The organism is Sphingopyxis indica (assembly GCF_900188185.1).
Classification (GTDB): Bacteria; Pseudomonadota; Alphaproteobacteria; order Sphingomonadales; family Sphingomonadaceae; genus Sphingopyxis; species Sphingopyxis indica.
In genome coordinates this window covers 43,764-60,993 of the sequence record NZ_FZPA01000018.1, presented here as the reverse complement: position 1 = coordinate 60,993, position 17,230 = coordinate 43,764, and the positions used below count along the sequence as shown (strand labels likewise).

Annotated in this window: 18 protein-coding genes and 1 pseudogene; 3 read left to right on the top strand and 16 right to left on the bottom strand. The window is 65.6% G+C overall.

What is annotated here, in order from left to right:
- From CHB69_RS20310 to CHB69_RS20835, 3 genes are all read left to right on the top strand, one after another.
- A partial coding sequence (locus CHB69_RS20310; protein WP_089217270.1) for a hypothetical protein occupies nucleotides 1–410 on the top strand: 410 nt, incomplete at its 5' end.
- Nucleotides 411–728: 318 nt separating this feature from the next.
- Nucleotides 729–1,712 carry a LysR family transcriptional regulator gene (locus CHB69_RS17840; protein ID WP_089217269.1) on the top strand — a complete coding sequence of 328 codons (984 nt, stop codon included), beginning with the start codon at nucleotides 729–731 and terminating at the stop codon, nucleotides 1,710–1,712.
- Nucleotides 1,709–2,044, top strand: a complete 336-nt coding sequence (locus CHB69_RS20835; RefSeq protein ID WP_425442450.1) for a DUF7662 domain-containing protein — start codon at nucleotides 1,709–1,711, stop codon at nucleotides 2,042–2,044. The genes CHB69_RS17840 and CHB69_RS20835 overlap by 4 nt, the downstream gene beginning before the upstream one ends.
- Here the strand turns inward: CHB69_RS20835 and CHB69_RS17830 are convergent.
- The 16 genes and pseudogenes from CHB69_RS17830 to CHB69_RS17755 all read right to left on the bottom strand — a co-directional run bounded on the left by CHB69_RS17830 (nucleotide 2,034) and on the right by CHB69_RS17755 (nucleotide 16,992).
- Complete coding sequence (locus CHB69_RS17830) at nucleotides 2,034–2,270, bottom strand: DUF2274 domain-containing protein (RefSeq protein ID WP_089217267.1); 237 nt, start codon at nucleotides 2,268–2,270, stop codon at nucleotides 2,034–2,036. The genes CHB69_RS20835 and CHB69_RS17830 overlap by 11 nt on opposite strands.
- Nucleotides 2,267–3,399: pseudogene (locus tag CHB69_RS17825) on the bottom strand (TraB/TrbI/VirB10 family type IV secretion system protein). The gene CHB69_RS17830 and the pseudogene CHB69_RS17825 overlap by 4 nt, the downstream one beginning before the upstream one ends.
- Nucleotides 3,400–3,587: 188 nt before the next feature.
- Nucleotides 3,588–4,619 carry a P-type conjugative transfer protein TrbG gene (gene trbG / locus CHB69_RS17820; protein ID WP_089217266.1) on the bottom strand — a complete coding sequence of 344 codons (1,032 nt, stop codon included), beginning with the start codon at nucleotides 4,617–4,619 and terminating at the stop codon, nucleotides 3,588–3,590.
- A complete protein-coding gene (trbF, locus tag CHB69_RS17815; RefSeq protein WP_089217265.1) occupies nucleotides 4,616–5,299 on the bottom strand; it encodes a conjugal transfer protein TrbF in 684 nt (227 codons plus the stop codon). Before trbF ends, trbG begins: the two co-directional genes overlap by 4 nt.
- Before the next feature lie 7 nt (nucleotides 5,300–5,306).
- On the bottom strand, nucleotides 5,307–6,680 hold the full coding sequence (trbL, locus tag CHB69_RS17810) for a P-type conjugative transfer protein TrbL (protein WP_089217264.1): 1,374 nt from the start codon (nucleotides 6,678–6,680) through the stop codon (nucleotides 5,307–5,309).
- Between the two features lies 1 nt (nucleotide 6,681).
- Nucleotides 6,682–7,065 (bottom strand): putative entry exclusion protein TrbK-alt, encoded by a 384-nt coding sequence (gene trbK-alt, locus CHB69_RS17805; RefSeq protein ID WP_089217263.1) that lies wholly within the window; start codon nucleotides 7,063–7,065, stop codon nucleotides 6,682–6,684.
- Complete coding sequence (gene trbJ / locus CHB69_RS17800) at nucleotides 7,001–7,723, bottom strand: P-type conjugative transfer protein TrbJ (protein ID WP_089217262.1); 723 nt, start codon at nucleotides 7,721–7,723, stop codon at nucleotides 7,001–7,003. The genes trbK-alt and trbJ overlap by 65 nt, the downstream gene beginning before the upstream one ends.
- The gene (gene trbE / locus CHB69_RS17795; protein ID WP_089217261.1) at nucleotides 7,720–10,170 is read right to left on the bottom strand and encodes a conjugal transfer protein TrbE; all 2,451 of its coding nucleotides are present in this window, start codon (nucleotides 10,168–10,170) and stop codon (nucleotides 7,720–7,722) included. Before trbE ends, trbJ begins: the two co-directional genes overlap by 4 nt.
- A gap of 7 nt (nucleotides 10,171–10,177) precedes the next feature.
- Nucleotides 10,178–10,447: a VirB3 family type IV secretion system protein gene (locus CHB69_RS17790; RefSeq protein ID WP_089217260.1), complete on the bottom strand. Its 270-nt coding sequence runs from the start codon at nucleotides 10,445–10,447 to the stop codon at nucleotides 10,178–10,180.
- Nucleotides 10,447–10,797 carry a TrbC/VirB2 family type IV secretion system protein gene (locus tag CHB69_RS17785; RefSeq protein ID WP_089217259.1) on the bottom strand — a complete coding sequence of 117 codons (351 nt, stop codon included), beginning with the start codon at nucleotides 10,795–10,797 and terminating at the stop codon, nucleotides 10,447–10,449. The genes CHB69_RS17790 and CHB69_RS17785 overlap by 1 nt, the downstream gene beginning before the upstream one ends.
- On the bottom strand, nucleotides 10,794–11,732 hold the full coding sequence (trbB, locus tag CHB69_RS17780) for a P-type conjugative transfer ATPase TrbB (protein WP_089217258.1): 939 nt from the start codon (nucleotides 11,730–11,732) through the stop codon (nucleotides 10,794–10,796). The genes CHB69_RS17785 and trbB overlap by 4 nt, the downstream gene beginning before the upstream one ends.
- 204 nt (nucleotides 11,733–11,936) lie before the next feature.
- The gene (locus tag CHB69_RS17775; protein WP_089217257.1) at nucleotides 11,937–12,359 is read right to left on the bottom strand and encodes a CopG family transcriptional regulator; all 423 of its coding nucleotides are present in this window, start codon (nucleotides 12,357–12,359) and stop codon (nucleotides 11,937–11,939) included.
- 11 nt (nucleotides 12,360–12,370) lie between these two features.
- Nucleotides 12,371–14,347 (bottom strand): conjugal transfer protein TraG, encoded by a 1,977-nt coding sequence (locus CHB69_RS17770; RefSeq protein WP_089217256.1) that lies wholly within the window; start codon nucleotides 14,345–14,347, stop codon nucleotides 12,371–12,373.
- Between the two features lie 148 nt (nucleotides 14,348–14,495).
- On the bottom strand, nucleotides 14,496–14,963 hold the full coding sequence (locus CHB69_RS17765; RefSeq protein ID WP_089217255.1) for a PIN domain-containing protein: 468 nt from the start codon (nucleotides 14,961–14,963) through the stop codon (nucleotides 14,496–14,498).
- A complete protein-coding gene (locus tag CHB69_RS17760) occupies nucleotides 14,960–15,190 on the bottom strand; it encodes a type II toxin-antitoxin system Phd/YefM family antitoxin (RefSeq protein WP_089217277.1) in 231 nt (76 codons plus the stop codon). The genes CHB69_RS17765 and CHB69_RS17760 overlap by 4 nt, the downstream gene beginning before the upstream one ends.
- A gap of 44 nt (nucleotides 15,191–15,234) precedes the next feature.
- Nucleotides 15,235–16,992 (bottom strand): relaxase/mobilization nuclease domain-containing protein, encoded by a 1,758-nt coding sequence (locus CHB69_RS17755; RefSeq protein WP_089217254.1) that lies wholly within the window; start codon nucleotides 16,990–16,992, stop codon nucleotides 15,235–15,237.
- Between the last annotated feature and the right edge of the window lie 238 nt (nucleotides 16,993–17,230).

The following is a 17,230-nucleotide window of genomic DNA, read 5'->3' as shown; positions in this document are numbered from 1 at the left end:
CGTCGCTCCCGGTCGCTGCGCAGACGATCGCCCCCTCGGCCGCACCGGTGGAATGGGTGCGCTACGCCGAAGGAGCGACGGCGGCGGTCACCCGGTTGCTGGAGGCCGACAATGAGACTGCCCTTCGCTTCCGGACCTATCTCCACCAGACCCGCCCCGCCGAGGACGAGGCGACGCCGCCGCTCGAACTCAAGATCTGGGTGAATGAAAGCGGCGTGGTCTCGCGCATGGAATTCACGCCATTCGCTCATGCAGAGCCTGGCGCCGACTTGCGCAGCCTTGTCGTCGGCCAGCGCCTGCCGGGCGAGCCGCCGGCGGGCATGCTCTTGCCGATGCGCATTGCCGTGCAGCTCGATCCGCCGCCTGCCGAAGTCGGACCGCCAACAGCGGGTTTGTCGGACCCGATATGACGGGAGGCAGATTGCACCATGGAGCAGCGCCGCGATGTTTAGCCGATGGATCAATCGATGGCGTTGGCGCCGGTCGCGAGCTTTCGATGAGGCGGTCGTGCTCGCCGTTGATCAGGCCAGGGAGTGGGGGCGCGGCGATCCGGTTGATTATGCGCGGCGCAGGGCGCGCCGCCGCCAGTCGGTGCGCCGCAAATGGGTCTGGCAGGCCGCGGCGAATAGGCTGCGAGCGGAGCAGCGAAGTGCTGCAGCCCCACTCGCCGCCGGGCCAGACGCAGAAACGTCGTAGGTTGGAGCACGTTGGTTCCCGAGGACAGGTGCATGCCGAATGCGGCTGATCATCTGTTTGTCGGTGGACGGCTCACTGAGCGGATCGATCTGGTGTCGATTGTGCAGGCGCTCGCGGTCGCCGAACATTTGAGCTTCAGCGGGGCGGCGAGAGCCCTTGGCATTCGGCAGTCGGGGGTTTCCAAACGGGTGCGCCGGTTGGAAGACATTCTCGGCATCGCCCTGTTTGAACGTCATCCGCGCGGCGTGCGGACTACCATCGCCGGCAGGGAGTTTCTCGAGCGGGCGCGCACTGCCCTTGACGAAATGGATCATGCTTTTGCACGAGCTCGCCGTGGTGGGAGAGGTGAAACAGGTGTCTTGCGGATCGGCGTGTTCACGTCCCTGGCAGGCGGCTTCCTACGCGAGTTGATCCTGGAGTTCTCGCGAAGCCATCCGGACGTGGCGCTCGATATTCAGGAAGGCGAACGCCGTGTCCATATCGCCAAGGTTCGCGCGCACTCGCTCGATGTCGCGATCGCCACGGGCAATGCCGACCTGGTGGGCTGCGAGACGGCCGAGTTGTGGCGGGAGCAGGTCCATGTGGCACTGCCGGCGAACCATCCACTTGCCGACCGGATTGAATTGAGCTGGGATGAGATCAAGGACGAGCGGTTCATTGTCTCGGAGTTTCCGCCTGGCCCTGAAGTCCACGATTATATCGTGCGCCGGACGGCGGATTACAGCCACTATCCCGATGTCGCGCGCCTCGCCGTACAGCACGAGACGCTGATGAGTCTGGTCGGCATGGGTTTTGGACTGACCTTGGTGTCGGAAGGATGGACGGCCTTGACCATCCCGGACGTCGTGATGGCGCCACTGGCCTCGGAGGCGGATCGTGCGCCCTTTTCCGCGATCTGGTCGCCGGCGAATGACAATCCCGCGCTGCGCCGGTTCTTGACAGCGGCGCATGCCCTGGCTGGGCGTGTCCGTCCCGGGACGTCGGACTGGGCGAACAGGATCGCCGCGTCTCAATGAATCCCTCTTGCGCAGCCCTGTTTCGCGGCATTGCCGCGACCGATCTGCGCGTTATCGTTTGTTCAGGAGTAGCTTTGATTATGGGTAAGTACACGCCGCTGGAAACCTATCTGCGTCGTCGGCGCGAGCGGCAAAGTGTCGAACTGACCTTCGATGACATAGAGCGCATTATCGGCGCCTTGCTGCCGAACAGTGCGCAGAACCCTGACTGGTGGAGCAATGAGACCACCGATCCGCGGCAGGTCCAATGCCGATCCTGGAGAGAAGCGGGATTTCGTGCCCTGGTTCTTGATGGCGAGGATCGTGTCCAATTCGTTCGGACTACTGCGTAGCTGTCCGTGCTCGCTCGCGCTTCGCGCGCTGGAATGCCCGGTCGGTGGCGAGAAACCGTGTCAGCATCGCAATAGCGAGCCGTTCGGGTTCAACCGGCTTCGTTTCCGATCCTTCGGCCAGAAGCTCGCCATAGATCGTCATGTCGCGGTAGAGATCGGCGGGAAAGGAGAGTTGGCGGCGGATCGGCGTTTCGTCGGTCAGGTCGCCGAGCTTGAGCTTGGTCATTGTAAATCTCTCCAGGGTTCGAGGGTCAAATCCCGCGACACCAGCACATTGACCGGGTAGCCGGGCCGAACCGTCAGCGTCGGCGGGATATTGAGCTGGCGGCGGACGATCTCCTGCCCGGCCTGATTGAACGTATCCTGCCCACCATCCTGCAAGGCGCGAACAAGCCGGTCCTGCGAGTCCGTCGCCAATTCGGTGCCGAGCGAGAGCAGCGTAGATAGTCCCGCCGCTTTCGCCAATTCGTCCCAGTGATGGTCGACGCCATCCTCCAGCCCAGCCTGGCCTCCGCGTCGCCGGCAGGCTGGCGTTCCAACACGATGGAGCGGCCGTCGGGCAGGATCAGGCGCGTCCAGACGAGGAGCACGCGGCGCTGGCCGAAGGCGACACTGGAATCATACTCGCCGATCAGCCGGGCTCCCTGCGGAATCAACAAGGTTCGTCCCGTCGGGGTGTCATAGACGTGGCTCGTCACCTGCGCCGTCACCTGACCCGGCAGATCAGAACGCAGTCCCGTGATGAGGGCCGCGGGGATGACGCTGCCCGCCATGACGACATGCGGCGACATCGGCGCCGCAAGGCGGTCCGGACTGGCGATTTGCCGGTCGGTCGGTTCGGTGAGGAACGCCCGCGCGCTGTCTTGCGGCGCGGGATCGGCCTGCACCGCTGCCCGAACCGGATCGAGGCCAGGCAATGGCGGAAGGGAAGCGCTTCCGGCGGAGCCTTGCGATCGCGCAGGCGCGCCCTGGGCGCCGTGGAACAGACCGCTGGCGATGGCGGCCTCAAGCGCCTGGATCTCGCGCTGACGCGCTTCCTCTTCGGGCGTGAGTTGGCGCGCCTGGCCGGCCCCTCTGCCCATCGGCGGCACGGGGACATCGCGACCATCCGCGCGAGCGTTCAGGATGGGGCGGCCGAGATCGCCCGGCAGCGGTTCGCCGAGTTGCGGCACCTGGCTGTAGTCGCGCGGCGCTCCTGTCACCTGTTCCGCGACAGCCCGCCGCTCGCTCCCGTGCAGTTCGGTCGGTTCGGCAGGCTGGCGATCACGGGTCTGGAGCGCCACCATGAACGCCGCACCTATTCCGATGGCGCCGAGGGCCGCGCCGGCGCCCAGCACCTTGCGCGACAGACGCATGACCCGCGGCGGATCTCCACGCAGGCGAAAGCCGCTCGGATCGGCAACGGTCGCGGTATCGGCGGCGGTGGATGCTTCCGGGTCATGGTCCGGAGGCGCATCCGTGTGCGTGTTCGGACCGGATCGGCCGTCGCCCGGCGCTGGTGTCGGTGGTGACGGTTCGCGGCGGGGATCGGTCTCGCTCGCGCTCATTGCCGACCCCTGCGCCCGACGTCACCATCGCTGCGCACAACGCGCACGACCTGCTGCGGATCATCGCCGAGACGCAGTTCCGCAGCCGCGAACAGCCGGTCGACAATCATATGATCGCCGCGCACGCGGTAATTCACGAGTTCCGAGCCGCCATGGGTGCCGATCACGAATAGCGGCGGCATCTCGCCCTGGCTGATGCCGGCAGGGAACTGGATGAACGCCTGGCGGCCGTCGTCGAAGGCGCGGAGCGGCCGCCACGGCGCGTTGTCCCCCTCGATGCGATAGCGGAAGTTGAGCCGGGCGATGTCGATGCCGTCGGCGATCGGCGCGGCCGCGACAGCGGCGGCATTGGCGCCGCGAATGGCGATGATCTGGTCTTGCGGATAGGTCCAGGAGACCGAAGCCATCCATGTGCGCTCGGTGGCGCGCAGTTCCAGATGATAGGTGCGCCGGTCGGTGTTGATGATAAGGTTGGTCGAGATGTCAGGCCGGGTCGGCTTGACGAGAATATGGACGCGGCTGTTCGCGCCCGCACCGCTCACCGTATCGCCGATGATCCAGCGCGTCGTGTCGCCGGCGGCAACCGGTCCCGGCCCGACGAGCTGCTCGCCCTCCTGCAAAGCGATGTCGGTGACTTGGCCGGGCGCGGTGTAGACCTGAAACAGCGCGCCGTCGGTCCAGGGATAGGTCTGGATGGCGTTGATAAAGCCATCGCGCACCGGCTGCACGCGCGCGGCGTCGTTGGCATTGCGGATACGCTCGGCCGGGTCTGCGGGTTCGGGCGCGTTGCGGCCTTCTTCCACGGGTTTGAGCTGACCGGGCAACGGCAGGGGCTCCGGGATCGCCACGACCTCGACCATTCCAGACGCGGCAGGGGTCGGCTCCGGCGTCAGTACGGCCGCAACCGCTGGGGCGTCGTCATAGGTGATGGAAGGCGGTGTGAACTTCGTGGTCGTGCAGGCGGTAAGCGCAGAGCCGCAAAGCAGCAGAAGCACGGAAGCGGATTTACGGAATTGCGGATTTCTCATTGAGAAAGCTCCCGGGACCAGTTGAGCGCGGTGACGAAGACGCCGAGCGGATTCTTGCGGATTGCCTCGGGTGAGCGCGGCGGCTGCACATTGACCGTGACGATCGCCGACCACCGCTCGGTCGCGGTGAGATTCGCTTGCGCGTAGCGCCGCTCGATCCAGGCGATGCGGAAGCTATTGGGTGAAGCGCGGATCACGCTCGAGACTTCGACCGCGACTTGTTCGCGGCCGACCAGGGCGAAGGGATCATTGCCTCGCGCATAATCACTGAGCGCGGCCGCTCCGGTCGGCGCGGCGAAATCATAAGCGCGCAGCCAGTTCTCGCGCAGGACGATCGGATCGGCGGGGACGGAGCGCACATGCTCGATGAAGCGCGCGAGGTGAAAAGCTATCTGGGGGTCTGTCGGACGATAGCCGGCCTCGGCCGGCGCGACGACACGCGCCTCACCGAGCTTGTCGACCTCGACCACCCAGGGGACGATGGTTCCGCGCGCGCCTTGCCAGACGAGAGCGCCGGCCAGCCCGGCGGACAGCGCCAGCGAGCAGAAGGCCATGAGGCGCCAGTTCTTCGCCTGCACGCGGGCGGAGCCGATGCGCTCGTCCCAGGCTTGCGCGGCACGCTGGTATGGCGTCTCGGGCTCGGGCGTCTTGCCATAGTGGTTGGAAGGGCGTCGGAACATTGTCGGCTCAATCCTTCTGGCTGAGATTGGGCGAGGCGCCGCCGCCGCCGCGATCGCCGGAACGGACCGCATGGGCGACGGTGGAGACGCCGCTTTGCAGCGCTTGACGGTTTTTCATCGAGCGCGCCCAAGCGGGCGGGCCGGACGATCCGGCGCTTGCCGCACCGCTGCTTGCCGGTGCGGCGGGCGAAGCGCCGCCGCTGATCGTGCCGCCCGAGGCGGTAAACCCGGCGCGCGCGCCGGAGCGAAAGCTGGACTGCATTGCGGCGCCGCCTTTCTCGGCGGCCTTCTTGAGCGGCGATATGGCTGCCTTCGCCGCGCCACTGGCCGCTGCCTGACCCATGGCGGTCATACCGCCGGCGACCGCGCCGGCGCCCGATTTGCCGAACGAGCCCATCGCATAGGCGCTCGATGCCGCGCCGGACGCGAAGGCGCCGCCGCGCGCCGCAGCTCCGGCCGCCTGCAACCCGCCACCGGCGGCCGAAGCGGCGCCGCCCAGCGCCATGCGTCCCGCCACCGCTCCACCCGCCGCCATGCCGCCGACCGCGAGCGCGGTGCCCACTGCCGCACCGGCGCCGAGCTGCGGCGCACCCGAAACGAGACCAGTGGCGATGCCCGGGCCGAAAATGCCGAGACCCATCAGCGCCAGTGAAGCAAGCGCGACGGCAGCGCACTGCTCGTTGGTCGGGGTCTCACCGAAGGCGCTCTGGAATTCGGCGAACAGGCCCGTGCCGATGCCGACGATGACGGCGAGCACCAGCACCTTGACGCCCGAGGCGACGACATTGCCCAGCACCTTCTCCGCGAGGAAGGCTGTCTTGTTGAAGAGCGCGAATGGCAAGAGGACGAAACCCGCCAGCGTGGTCAGCTTGAACTCGATCAGGGTGATGAAGAGCTGGATCGCCAGGATGAAGAAGGCGATCAGGATGATGACCCACGAGATCATCAGCACTGCGATCTGGACGAAATTGGAGAAGAAGCTGGTGAAGCCCATCAGATCTTCCGCCGCATCCAGCAGCGGTTCGCCGGCGTCGAATCCTGTTTGGGCGACCGTGCCGGGGCGCATGAACTCGGCGACGCTGATCGAGGAGCCCGACGCCTGGAGACCGAGACCCGCGAAGCTCTCGAACACGATTGCCGCGAGCGCGGAGAAATTGCCGATCACGAAGGCAAAAAAACCGATATAGAGCGTCTTCTTCACCAGGCGGTGCATGACGTCCTCGTCGGCGCCCCAGGCCCAGAACAGGCCCGCGAGTGTGACGTCGATGACGATCAGCGCCGTTGTCAGGAATGCGACTTCGCCGCCCAGCAACCCGAACCCGCTATCGATGTAGCTGTTGAAGGTATCGAGGAAGGTGTTGATGACGCCGACGTTGTTCATGTCAGCGCGTTTCCTCGTGCGCTGGATTACCGCCTTCGCCAATCAATGCGTTCCGGCGCGGCGCGGATGTGTCGACATCATCGCGTCCGAAGAAGCGGTCGCGCTGCGCTTGCCAGATGCGTTCGCATTCCGCGTCCGGCCCTGTGATCGTGCGGCAGCGCGCGAGTTCGGCGTGCAGCGGGTCGGCCGCCTCTTCGATCACGGGGGGCGGCTCGCGACGAGGCGGCTCTTCGCGGGTCGCGATGGTGATCGCGGTCGCCATCAGGATGCCGCCTGCCAGCGCCACGCCGGCGATACGCGTTGTCCGGCTCACCGGCGCGTCACTCGCCGCTGCGCCGCATGAAGCGGCGGTAGTTCTCGCGCGCCTGCGCTTCCGTCGCGGCATCGCGGGCGGATTGGAGCGCCTGCGCGCGGCTCTGCGCCGCAACCAGCGCGGTGAGATCGGCGATCTGCTGCGATTGCAGCGCGAGGAGCTGGTTGCCCGCCTGTGCTGCCTGGAGCGCGCCGGTCGCCGACTGACTGGCGCCGACCAGACGGCCCATGCTGGCGCGCGCACCCTCGATATTGCCAACGACGCCGGCCTGCACGCGCAGCGAATCCTGGAACGCGCCGACACTGGTCTCCCAGCGCTCGCGCGCATCGGCGATAAGCTGCTGGTCCGAGGCGGTGATGTCGATCGAACGGTAACGCTGCTCGAATATCTGGTCGATCTGCTGCACGTCGTAGGCGACGCGCTGGGCCTGATCGAGCAATTGCCGGGTGCGCTGGACCTGATCCTGCAGCGCGCTGAGTTCATTGAGCGGCAGCGAAGTGAGGTTGCGTGCCTGGTTGAGCAGCGAAGCCGCCTCGTTCTGCAGGGACTGGATCTGATTGTTGATCATCTCCAGCGTGCGCGCCGCGGTCAGCACGTTCTGCGCATAGTTGGTCGGATCGTAGACGATCCCGCCGAACAGTTGCGCATGGGCCGGTGGCGAGGCGGCGAGCCCGGTCATGGCGAAAGCAGCGCCGGCGAGGAGCGCACGGCGCAAGGCGAAGCATGTCATGGTTCCATCTCCTGATGCGTCAGCGGATCGGGTGGCGGCGGCAACAGCTCGGCCGCCCAGGCGAGGTCGCGATGCTTCAGCCAAGCGTCAGCGAAGCCGGCGCGCCCATGTTCGGCAACAAGATCTGCGATGCGCTGCTGGTCAGTTTTCGAGGAGGCGGCCGTGAAGGCGAGCGCGACATCGCCCAGGCCCAGCTCGAACAGACGGTTGCCGCGCCGCGACTGGCAGTAATAATCGCGCTTGGGCGTCGCCCGGCTGAGAATTTCCACCTGCCGGGCGTTGAGGCCGAAACGCGCATAGATGGCGGCGATCTGCGGCTCCATCGCCCGTTCGTTGGGCAGGAAGATGCGCGTCGGGCAGCTCTCGATGATCGCCAGCGCGATGTTCGAGGTTTCGACATCGGCGAGCGATTGGGTGGCGAAGACGACGGATGCGTTCTTCTTGCGCAGCGTCTTCAGCCACTCCTTGAGCTGCTGGGCGAAGGCCGGGCTGTCGAGCACGAGCCAGCCTTCATCGATGATGATCAGCGTGGGCGAGCCGTCGAGCCGCCCTTCGATGCGGTGGAAGAGATAGGAGAACACGGCGGCGGCAGCGCCTGCGCCGACCAGCCCTTCGGTCTCGAATGCCTGAATCGCCGCGTCGCCGAGATGCTCGGCCTCGGCGTCGAGCAGCCGGCCCCAGGGGCCGCCAACACAATAGGGTGCGAGCGCCTGCTTGAGCGCCTGCGCCTGGAGCAGCACGGCAAGGCCGGTCAGTGTGCGCTCCTCAGGTGGCGCGCTGGCGAGCGAAGTCAGCGCCGACCACAGATGGTCCTTGGCCTGCGGATCGATGGTAACGCCTTCGGCGGCGAGAATCGCGGCCAGCCATTCGGCGGCCCAGGCCCGTTCGGCGGCATCGTCGATCCGGGCGAGTGGCTGAAGCTGGACGCCGTCGCCGGCATCGTCCTGTGTGTTGCCGCCCAGATTCTGCCAATCGCCTCCACACGCGATCGCTGCCGCACGGATCGACCCGCCGAAATCGAAAGCGAAGATCTGCGCGTTATCGTAGCGGCGGAATTGCATCGCCATCAGCGCCAGCAGCACCGATTTGCCGGCACCGGTGGGGCCGACGATCAACGTATGACCGACATCGCCGACATGGAGAGAAAGCCGGAACGGGGTAGAGCCTTCGGTCTTGCCGTAGAGCAGCGGGGGACTGCCCAGATGCTCGTCCCGTTCCGGCCCCGCCCACACCGCTGACAGGGGGATCATGTGGGCAAGGTTGAGCGTCGAGATCGGCGGTTGTCGCACATTGGCATAGACATGGCCGGGCACGCCGCCCAGCCACGCCTCGATGGCGTTGACGCCTTCCACCGTGCAGGTGAAGTCCTGACTCTGGATGACTTTCTCGACCAGGCGAAGCCGCTCGGCGGCGATGGCCGGATCGGGGTGCCAGACCGTAACGGTCGCGGTGACATAGGCCTGGCCGATATCGTCGCTGCCCAGTTCCTGTAGTGCGGCGTCCGCATCGGCGGCCTTGTTGGACGCATCGGAATCCATCAGCACCGACGCCTCGTTGGTCATCACCTCCTTGATGATCGCGCCGAGCGACTTGCGCTTGGCGAACCATTGCCGCCGAATCTTGGTCAACAGCTTGGTCGCGTCGACCTTGTCGAGCATGATCGCGCGCGTGGACCAGCGATACGGAAAGGCGGGCCGGTTCAGCTCGTCCAGCAGGCCTGGCCAGGTGGAGGACGGAAAGCCGGTCACGGTGAGCGTGCGCAGGTGATCGTCGCCTAGCCGGGGTTCGAGGCCGCCAGCCAACGGCTGATCGACCAGCAGCGCGTCGAGATGCATAGGCGTTTCCGGCACACGCACGCGCTGGCGTTTGGTCGAGATGGTCGAGTGCAAATAGGTCAGCGTCTCGTCGTCATCGAGCCATCGCGCCTCGGGCATGAAGCCTTCGATCAGATTGAGGACGCGCGCGGTGCGATCGGTGAACCCCGCGACCAGTTCCAGGGGATCGACGCCTTTGCGCGCCTTGCCCTCGTAAAGCCAACCTTCCGCACGCGTAGCGTCCTCTGGGGGAGGCAGCCACAACAGGGTCAGATAATAGGCGCTCTCGAAATGGGCGCCGTCCTCGCGGAATTGCTCGCGCCGCTCCATGTCCACCAGCGCGGAGACGGGATCGGGAAAGTCGCTTTCCGGATAGCCGCTGGCCGGCAGACGCTGCGCCTCGACGAAGATCGCCCATCCCGAACCCAGGCGGCGCAGCGCATTGTTGAGCCGGGCCGTCACCGCCACCAGCTCGGCGGGCGTCGCGCTGTCGAGATCGGGGCCGCGAAAGCGGGCCGTGCGCTGGAACGAGCCGTCCTTGTTGAGCACGATTCCGGGAGCGACCAGCGCCGCCCAGGGCAGGAAGTCGGCGAGATTCTGCGCCTTGCTGCGATATTCGGCGAGATTCAGCATGGTCGCCTCATCCCCGCATCCAGGCGGGATAGCGGATATGCCGCCGCCCGACCTCGACGAACTGGGGATCGCGCTTGGCCGCCCAGACCGCCGCGACATGGCCGATGAACCCGATCACCGCGCCGGTGACCCAGAGCTGCAAGCCGAGTCCGACCGCTGCCGCCAGCGTGCCGTTGGCGATCGCGATGGTGCGCGGCGCGCCGCCGAGCAGGATCGGCTCGGTCAATGCCCGATGCACTGGGACTTGGAATCCCGCAGCCTCGTCCTGGCCGAACATCAGATGACGGCCCCGCCGCCGAACGAGAAGAAGGAAAGAAAGAAGGAGCTGGCTGCGAACGCGATCGACAAGCCGAACACGATCTGGATCAGCCGGCGAAAGCCGCCCGAGCTATCGCCGAAGGCGAGCGTGAGGCCAGTGACGATGATGATGATTACCGCGACGATCCGCGCCACTGGACCCTCGACCGATTCCACGATCGATTGCAGCGGCGCCTCCCACGGCATGGATGATCCGCCGGCCTTGGCGGCATGGGCCTGCAGCAGAGTGAAAGTAGCGAGCGCGGCCAGTACCGCGCGCTGGTGCAAGGACAGGCGCGGCGCATTGCGCGCCGTGGCGGCGTTGGTCATGGCGTTTCTCCGGATGATTGATGTGAGGGAAGGAAGGTCAGGCGATAGCCGCCGGCATCATCGAGCCCGTCGACGCGCGCCAGCTCGGACAGGCGGCGTCCACCCGCATCGCGCACCAGCACGGCAACGAGGTTGATGGTCTCGGCGATCAGCGGTCGCGGGACCGTCACCACGGCTTCCTGGATGAGCTGCTCCATCCGCCGCAATGCGCCCAGGGCGGTTCCTGCGTGGATCGTGCCGACGCCGCCGGGATGGCCCGTGCCCCACGCCTTTAGGAGGTCCAGCGCCTCGGCACCGCGCACCTCGCCGATTGGGATGCGGTCTGGACGGAGGCGAAGGGATGACCGCACTAGGTCCGACAGCGTAACGACGCCGTCCTTGGTCCGCATCGCCACCAGATTGGGTGAGGTGCATTGCAGCTCGCGCGTATCCTCAATGAGGACGATGCGGTCGGCCGTGCCGGCGATCTCGGCCAGCAGCGCGTTGACCAGGGTAGTCTTGCCGGCGCCCGTGCCGCCGGCAACCAGGATATTCACCCGGTCAGCGACGGATTTCTTAAGGACGGCGGCCTGGAGCCGCGACATGATCCCGGCGGAGGCGTAATCGTCGAGCGTGAATACCGCGACCGCGGGCTTGCGGATCGCGAAGGCCGGTGCGGTGACAATGGGTGGGACCAGCCCCTCGAACCGCTCGCCGGTCTCCGGGAGCTCTGCCGATACGCGGGGGCTGTGTGCGTGCACCTCCGCTCCGACGTGGTGAGCGACCAGGCGGACGATGCGCTCGCCGTCGGCGGTTGCCATGATCTGATCGGTAGGCGCGAGGCCTTCGCCAAGGCGGTCCACCCATAGGCGACCGTCCGGGTTGAGCATGATCTCGATGATGGCAGGGTCGGCAAGCCAGGCGGCGATGCATGGGCCGAGCGCGCTGCGGAGCATCCGCGCTCCGCGCGAGACGGCTTCACCATCGCCTGTTTGTGCTGGCACAGCCCTGTCCCCTGATCTGCGCCGAAACAGTCATCGACGCTCTGGGGACAGCTAAGAAAGCCCTAGAATGGGCCTCCGCAACAACAATCGACCATCGTAGTGCTCTGGCGTGCAAATAGAAACAATCGGCGAGGCGCCGGAATCATGGCGGATGATTTACGCATCTGTGACGTCCCGCGGGATGATGTCCTGCGACAATTCAGTGGCGAGACTCATGCCCGTTTCCAGTCGGCGCGCCAGCGCCTCGATGAACCCCTGATAGCGTTCGCGTCCACTCGCCTGGGCGGCCGCCAGCGCGGTGTCCGGCAATGGCGGGGTCGAGACCAGCCAGGAGCGGACGAACAAGGCCAGGGTTTCATTGGATATCTGGATGTGTCGCTCAAGACGGTCCATTTGTCGTGACAATCGATCGAGCCGGCGAACCATGGCCGCCTCCATGCGATCGGCCGCGTCGGGCGACAGATACGAGCGGATTGCGGCCTCGGCGATCCGCGTCTGCGAGACCCGCTTGCGCACCGCGATCTCCCCGAGTTGGTCGGACAGATCCACCGGCAAACGGAAGGTGTGTTTGATGCGCATCGGCTTCGCTTTCAAAGTTGAATACCGTCTCCGGGATCCATGCTGGTCTGGCGGGCGACTTGCTGCATCCGTCGCGTGACGGCCGCGTCCGTATCGGCGGGTTGCTCATCGTCGAATTCGAACTCGCGCCGAGCCGGACGCGGTTCGTGCGCCGCTTCATCCTGCGCCGGCACACCCGGCTCGCGCCGGAGAGCGGTCGCGGCGTCCGGTGGCTTCGGCCGTTTTCGAGCCTCCTCCGGCTGATCCACCGGCGCCGGTGGCTTGATCGGCTCAAGGCCGGTCCAGTCGTTGGGTTTGGGCGCGCTGCTTTTCGGCTGTGGCGGTGGCAGCACCCGTTCGCTGAAGCGTCGGTCCTCGAAATATCGCGCCTTCCTCGCCCGGATCGGCGGGGAGCCTGCGATCATGACGATCTCATCCTCGGGCGGGAACTGCATGATCTCACCGGGCGTAAGCAATTGCCGAGCGGTTTCCGAGCGCGAGACCATCAAATGACCAAGCCAGGGTGAAAGACGATGGCCGGCATAGTTCTTCATGGCGCGCAGTTCGGTTGCCGTGCCGAGAGCATCGGAAAGGCGTTTGGCCGTGCGCTCGTCGTTGGTGGCGAAGCTGACCCGGACGTGACAATTGTCGAGGATGGCGTTGTTCGGGCCATAGGCTTTCTCGATTTGATTGAGGCTCTGTGCGATCAGGAAGGCCTTGAGGCCGTATCCCGCGACGAAGGCCAGCGCCTGCTCGAAGAAATCCAGTCGCCCCAGCGCGGGGAATTCGTCGAGCATGAGCAGGACACGGTGCCGATTGCCGTTGCTGTTGAGGTCTTCGGTGAGCCTGCGGCCGATCTGGTTGAGGATCAGGCGGATGAGCGGCTTGGTGCGCGAAATGTCCGATGGCGGCACCACGAGGAACAGCGAGGCCGGGTGCTTACCATCAACCAGATCGGCGATGCGCCAGTCGCACTGCCGCGTCACGCGGGCGACCACGGGATCTCGATACAGGCCCAGGAACGACATGGCGGTGCTGAGCACGCCGCTGCGTTCATTCTCCGACTTGTTCAGCAACTCGCGCGCGGCGCTGGCAATCACGGGATGAACGCCGGCCTCGCCCAAATGGGGGGTAAGCATCATCCTTCGCAGCGTGGATTCGATCGGGCGCGCGGGATCGGAGAGGAAGTTGGCGACGCCGGCAAGCGTTTTGTCCGCTTCAGCATAGAGGACGTGGAGAATGGCGCCGACGAGCAGGCTATGGCTCGTTTTTTCCCAGTGGTTGCGCTTCTCGAGGCTTCCTTCCGGGTCGACCAGCACATCAGCGACATTCTGCACGTCGCGCACTTCCCATTCGCCTTTGCGCACCTCCAGCAGCGGATTGTAGGCGGCGCTGGCGGGATTGGTGGGGTCGAACAGCAGTGCCGGACCGAAGCGGGAGCGGAAGCCGGCCGTGAGCTGCCAATTTTCGCCCTTGATATCATGGATGATGCAGCTTCCCGGCCAGGTGAGGAGCGTCGGCACGACCAGTCCGACGCCTTTGCCGCTCCGCGTTGGGGCGAAGCACAGGACATGCTCGGGGCCGTCGTGGCGCAGATAGGCGCGCTCGAATTGTCCGAGCATCACCCCGTCTTCGCCTAACAGCCCGGATCGGCGAACCTCCTTGGTCGTGGCCCAGCGTGCCGAGCCGTAGGTCTGAGCGTTGCGGGCTTCGCGGGCGCGCCAGACCGACATGGCGATTGCAGCGACGATTGAAAGGATTCCACCCGATGCGGCGATGATGCCGCCCCGCGCGAATATGTCGGGCGCATAGGCGTCGAAGGAGAACCACCACCAGAAAAAGGCAGGCGGCGGATAGACTGGCCAATCGCCGAGAAAGAACCAGGGCGCACCAAGCTGGGGCTGGTAAGCGAGCGCCGCGGCCGTCCATTGCGTCGCGGTCCAGACGGCGACCAGAATGATCGCGAGCACGACCAGAATTTGGCCCCAGAGAATCTTGGTCGCCGACACACAAGCTCCTTTCCGGAGGCGTCATTCGCCTTGGACGGAAAGGTCGGGACGGGTCGGCCGCAGTTTCAAGAGGTTGGCCGGACCGATCGTAGAAACGGCGGCTCTAGCGCGCAAATACTGTCTCTAGCGTAGGTTGCGCAGGGCGCGTCTAGGCCTGCTTGCTCAAGAGGTGAGCGAGTTTGGGGTGCGCAGGCTCGGCGAGCGGGTTGATGATCGTCAGTCCCCGCGTGACGAAGCCGTTCTGCATATCCTCCGAGAGCAACAGCGTGCAATTGGCCTCTGCTGCTGCGGTCACGATCAGTGCATCCCAGAATTGCAGTTTGTGATCGACGACAAGATCCGCAGCGGACAAGGCGGTGCGCGCCTCCGATGCCGAGGTGCCGAACGCATCCGAAAACTCCAGCAATATCGCGCGCGCCTCTTCGCTGGAGGCGCCGCTGCGCCGCAAGACAATGAACAACTCTCCGAGGGTCTGCGCGGGTGCGATCAGGCTGACCTCAACCGCCAGACGCCGAATCAGATCGCGAACCTTGGCGATCTTGTCTTCATCCTCGGCGGTGCGGCTGACGCCAGCCAGATAAGCCAGGATGTTGCTGTCGAGAGCTACGCGCGTCATTCGTAGAGATCGTCGCGCGACCACTGGCCTGCGTGGCGAACGGGTAGCCCTGAGACGAACTCGAGAAGCCGCTCTACCGAGCGCTTTTCCCGATGGCGGTCGACGGGAAGGACGCGTGCGACGGGGCGCCCCCGCGACATGACGGTAAAGCTCTGGCCTTCCGCGACATCGCGCAGAAGTTCGGAGAAATGCTGATTAGCATCGCTGGCGCTGATCGCTCTGTCCATCGGATCATATTTAGTGGACAACACTAACTCTGGCAAGTTCATGGCTAAATTCCCAATTCGCGCGTATTGTCAAAACTCCACGCAACACCGCCGGTCGGCGTAATGGTGCCTGCGACATGCTGGCCCATGTGCTGCTCCAGCGCCGGTCTCCAGGGAACGAGCTGGAATCCGAATTCGCTGTCGATCCTCGCGAAGCGTCCCGAAGCCAGCACCACACGCTCGCGATAGACGCCTTCGACCTGTTCGCCCGGCGAGACTGGCAACGGAGACATTCCCGTTTCACCGGCGATTCGTGCTTGGGCGGCGATGACCTCTCGATCTCGCAGCGTCCGAATAAGGGCGCGTGCGAAGATGACGCGGCGCCCACGTCGTTCGGCAAGGCCCTGCTCGACGAGGTGATCGGTGCGGGCTTCCAGTGCGTCGACGACTTCCGCGGCAAACCCTTTCCCGAAAACAGGGGGCGCTGCGGCGGTAAGCTGGCGGTCGAGCCAGGTCGCGCCATCGGCGCTGATCTGCTTGTCGAGCGGAAGGTCCGATCGCGTGGCGAGCGAGAGTCGCTTACGCCCGCGATTGTCCTCCCAGGTCCTGGTCTCGACGATGGATCCGGGCGAGGCGTCGCCGGTCATATCCAGATCATCGAACCGGATATGATGGGTGCGGCCATCGATGCCTTCGACAACGGCATAGGCGGTGCCCTGCAATTCGTCGTGAAGCCCCCGTTCGACCAAACGGCCGAGGACGGATTCGTGCGGGGTATCGGGATGGATCGCGAATGACGCCGGGTCCGGGCTGCGAGTTCCGCGCGCCATCGCTTGGTGCATGGTCTTGATGATGTCGCCGCGGATCGACAGGTCGCGCAAGGTCTCTTCTATACCGGGCTTCAAGGTCCAGGCGGACGACCCGATAGCATCGGCGAGGCCGAGTTGCTCGAGCTTTTGCGCTCGCCCGATCAGCAGCAGACGATCCTCGGGGCCGCGCCACTGGTCGCCAGGTCGCAGGTCAACAATGCCGGCATGGCGATCCGCGATATCGCGCAGGCTCGCATCGAGGCTTGTCCAGCGTTCGGCATCGATCTCCTTGAGACGCGCGGCCTGGATATCGACCTCCCGCCGCGGCCCCAATTCCATTGTGACGAGATCTTCGGCATCGTGCCGAAAGCCTTCGCGGACATAGCGACGGCTGATGACCAGATCCTCCTCGGGACCGGCTCGGCCGCGAATGAGGATATGGACATGCGGGTTGTCCGTGTTCCAGTGGTCGACGGCCACCCAATCCAGGTGCGTTCCGAGATCCTGTTCGGCCTGCGTCATCAGCTCGCGTGTGAAGGCCCGCAGATCCTGCATCTCCGCAGCGTCCTCCGGCGAGACAATGAGCCGGAAATGGTGCCGGTCGTCCTGGCAGCGATCGGCAAACGCATCGCCGCTGGCTGCATCTCCTGCGGCATCGAACATCTGTGCGGGATCGCCGTCGCGCGTGACGCCTTCGCGTTCCAGATAGGAGATGTGGCGAGCGAGGGGCGCGGCTCGGAAAGCGAGGCCCTGGTGACGCACCACGCGCATCTTGGCAATGACGCGGCGCAGGTCTGGCCGGCGCTTCGCTGCGATCCGTGTTGCATGGCCGCGACCGAAGCGTGAGCCGCTGCCGGAGCGCCGAATGGAACCGAAGCGACGGCCGGTATGACCCGCCTTCTTCGCGGCACGCATCACCTGGCCGACATAGGTCTTGGCACGTCGGCCGCTCCCTGCGCCGCGGTCACGCACCCGGCCGGGCCGCGGGCGGAAATCGTCATCGAACCTATCCATCGGGTTGCTTCGGAGCGTGCCGGACAGCCGATTGCTGATTTGTTGCGCCTTCCTCGGGGCCGTGTCGGCGCATAGAATATGGGTGCCGACAAAAAGCACCCTTACAACCAACCATCTGGACGCCGAGTGACGGCGCTCCTTTTATCTGGCTGTGCGCCCCTATGGCCATCCCAGGTCGCCCCGGCACCGCCGATCGCCGCCAATCCTGCGCCAGAGCGCGACAAAGCCGGATCGGCGC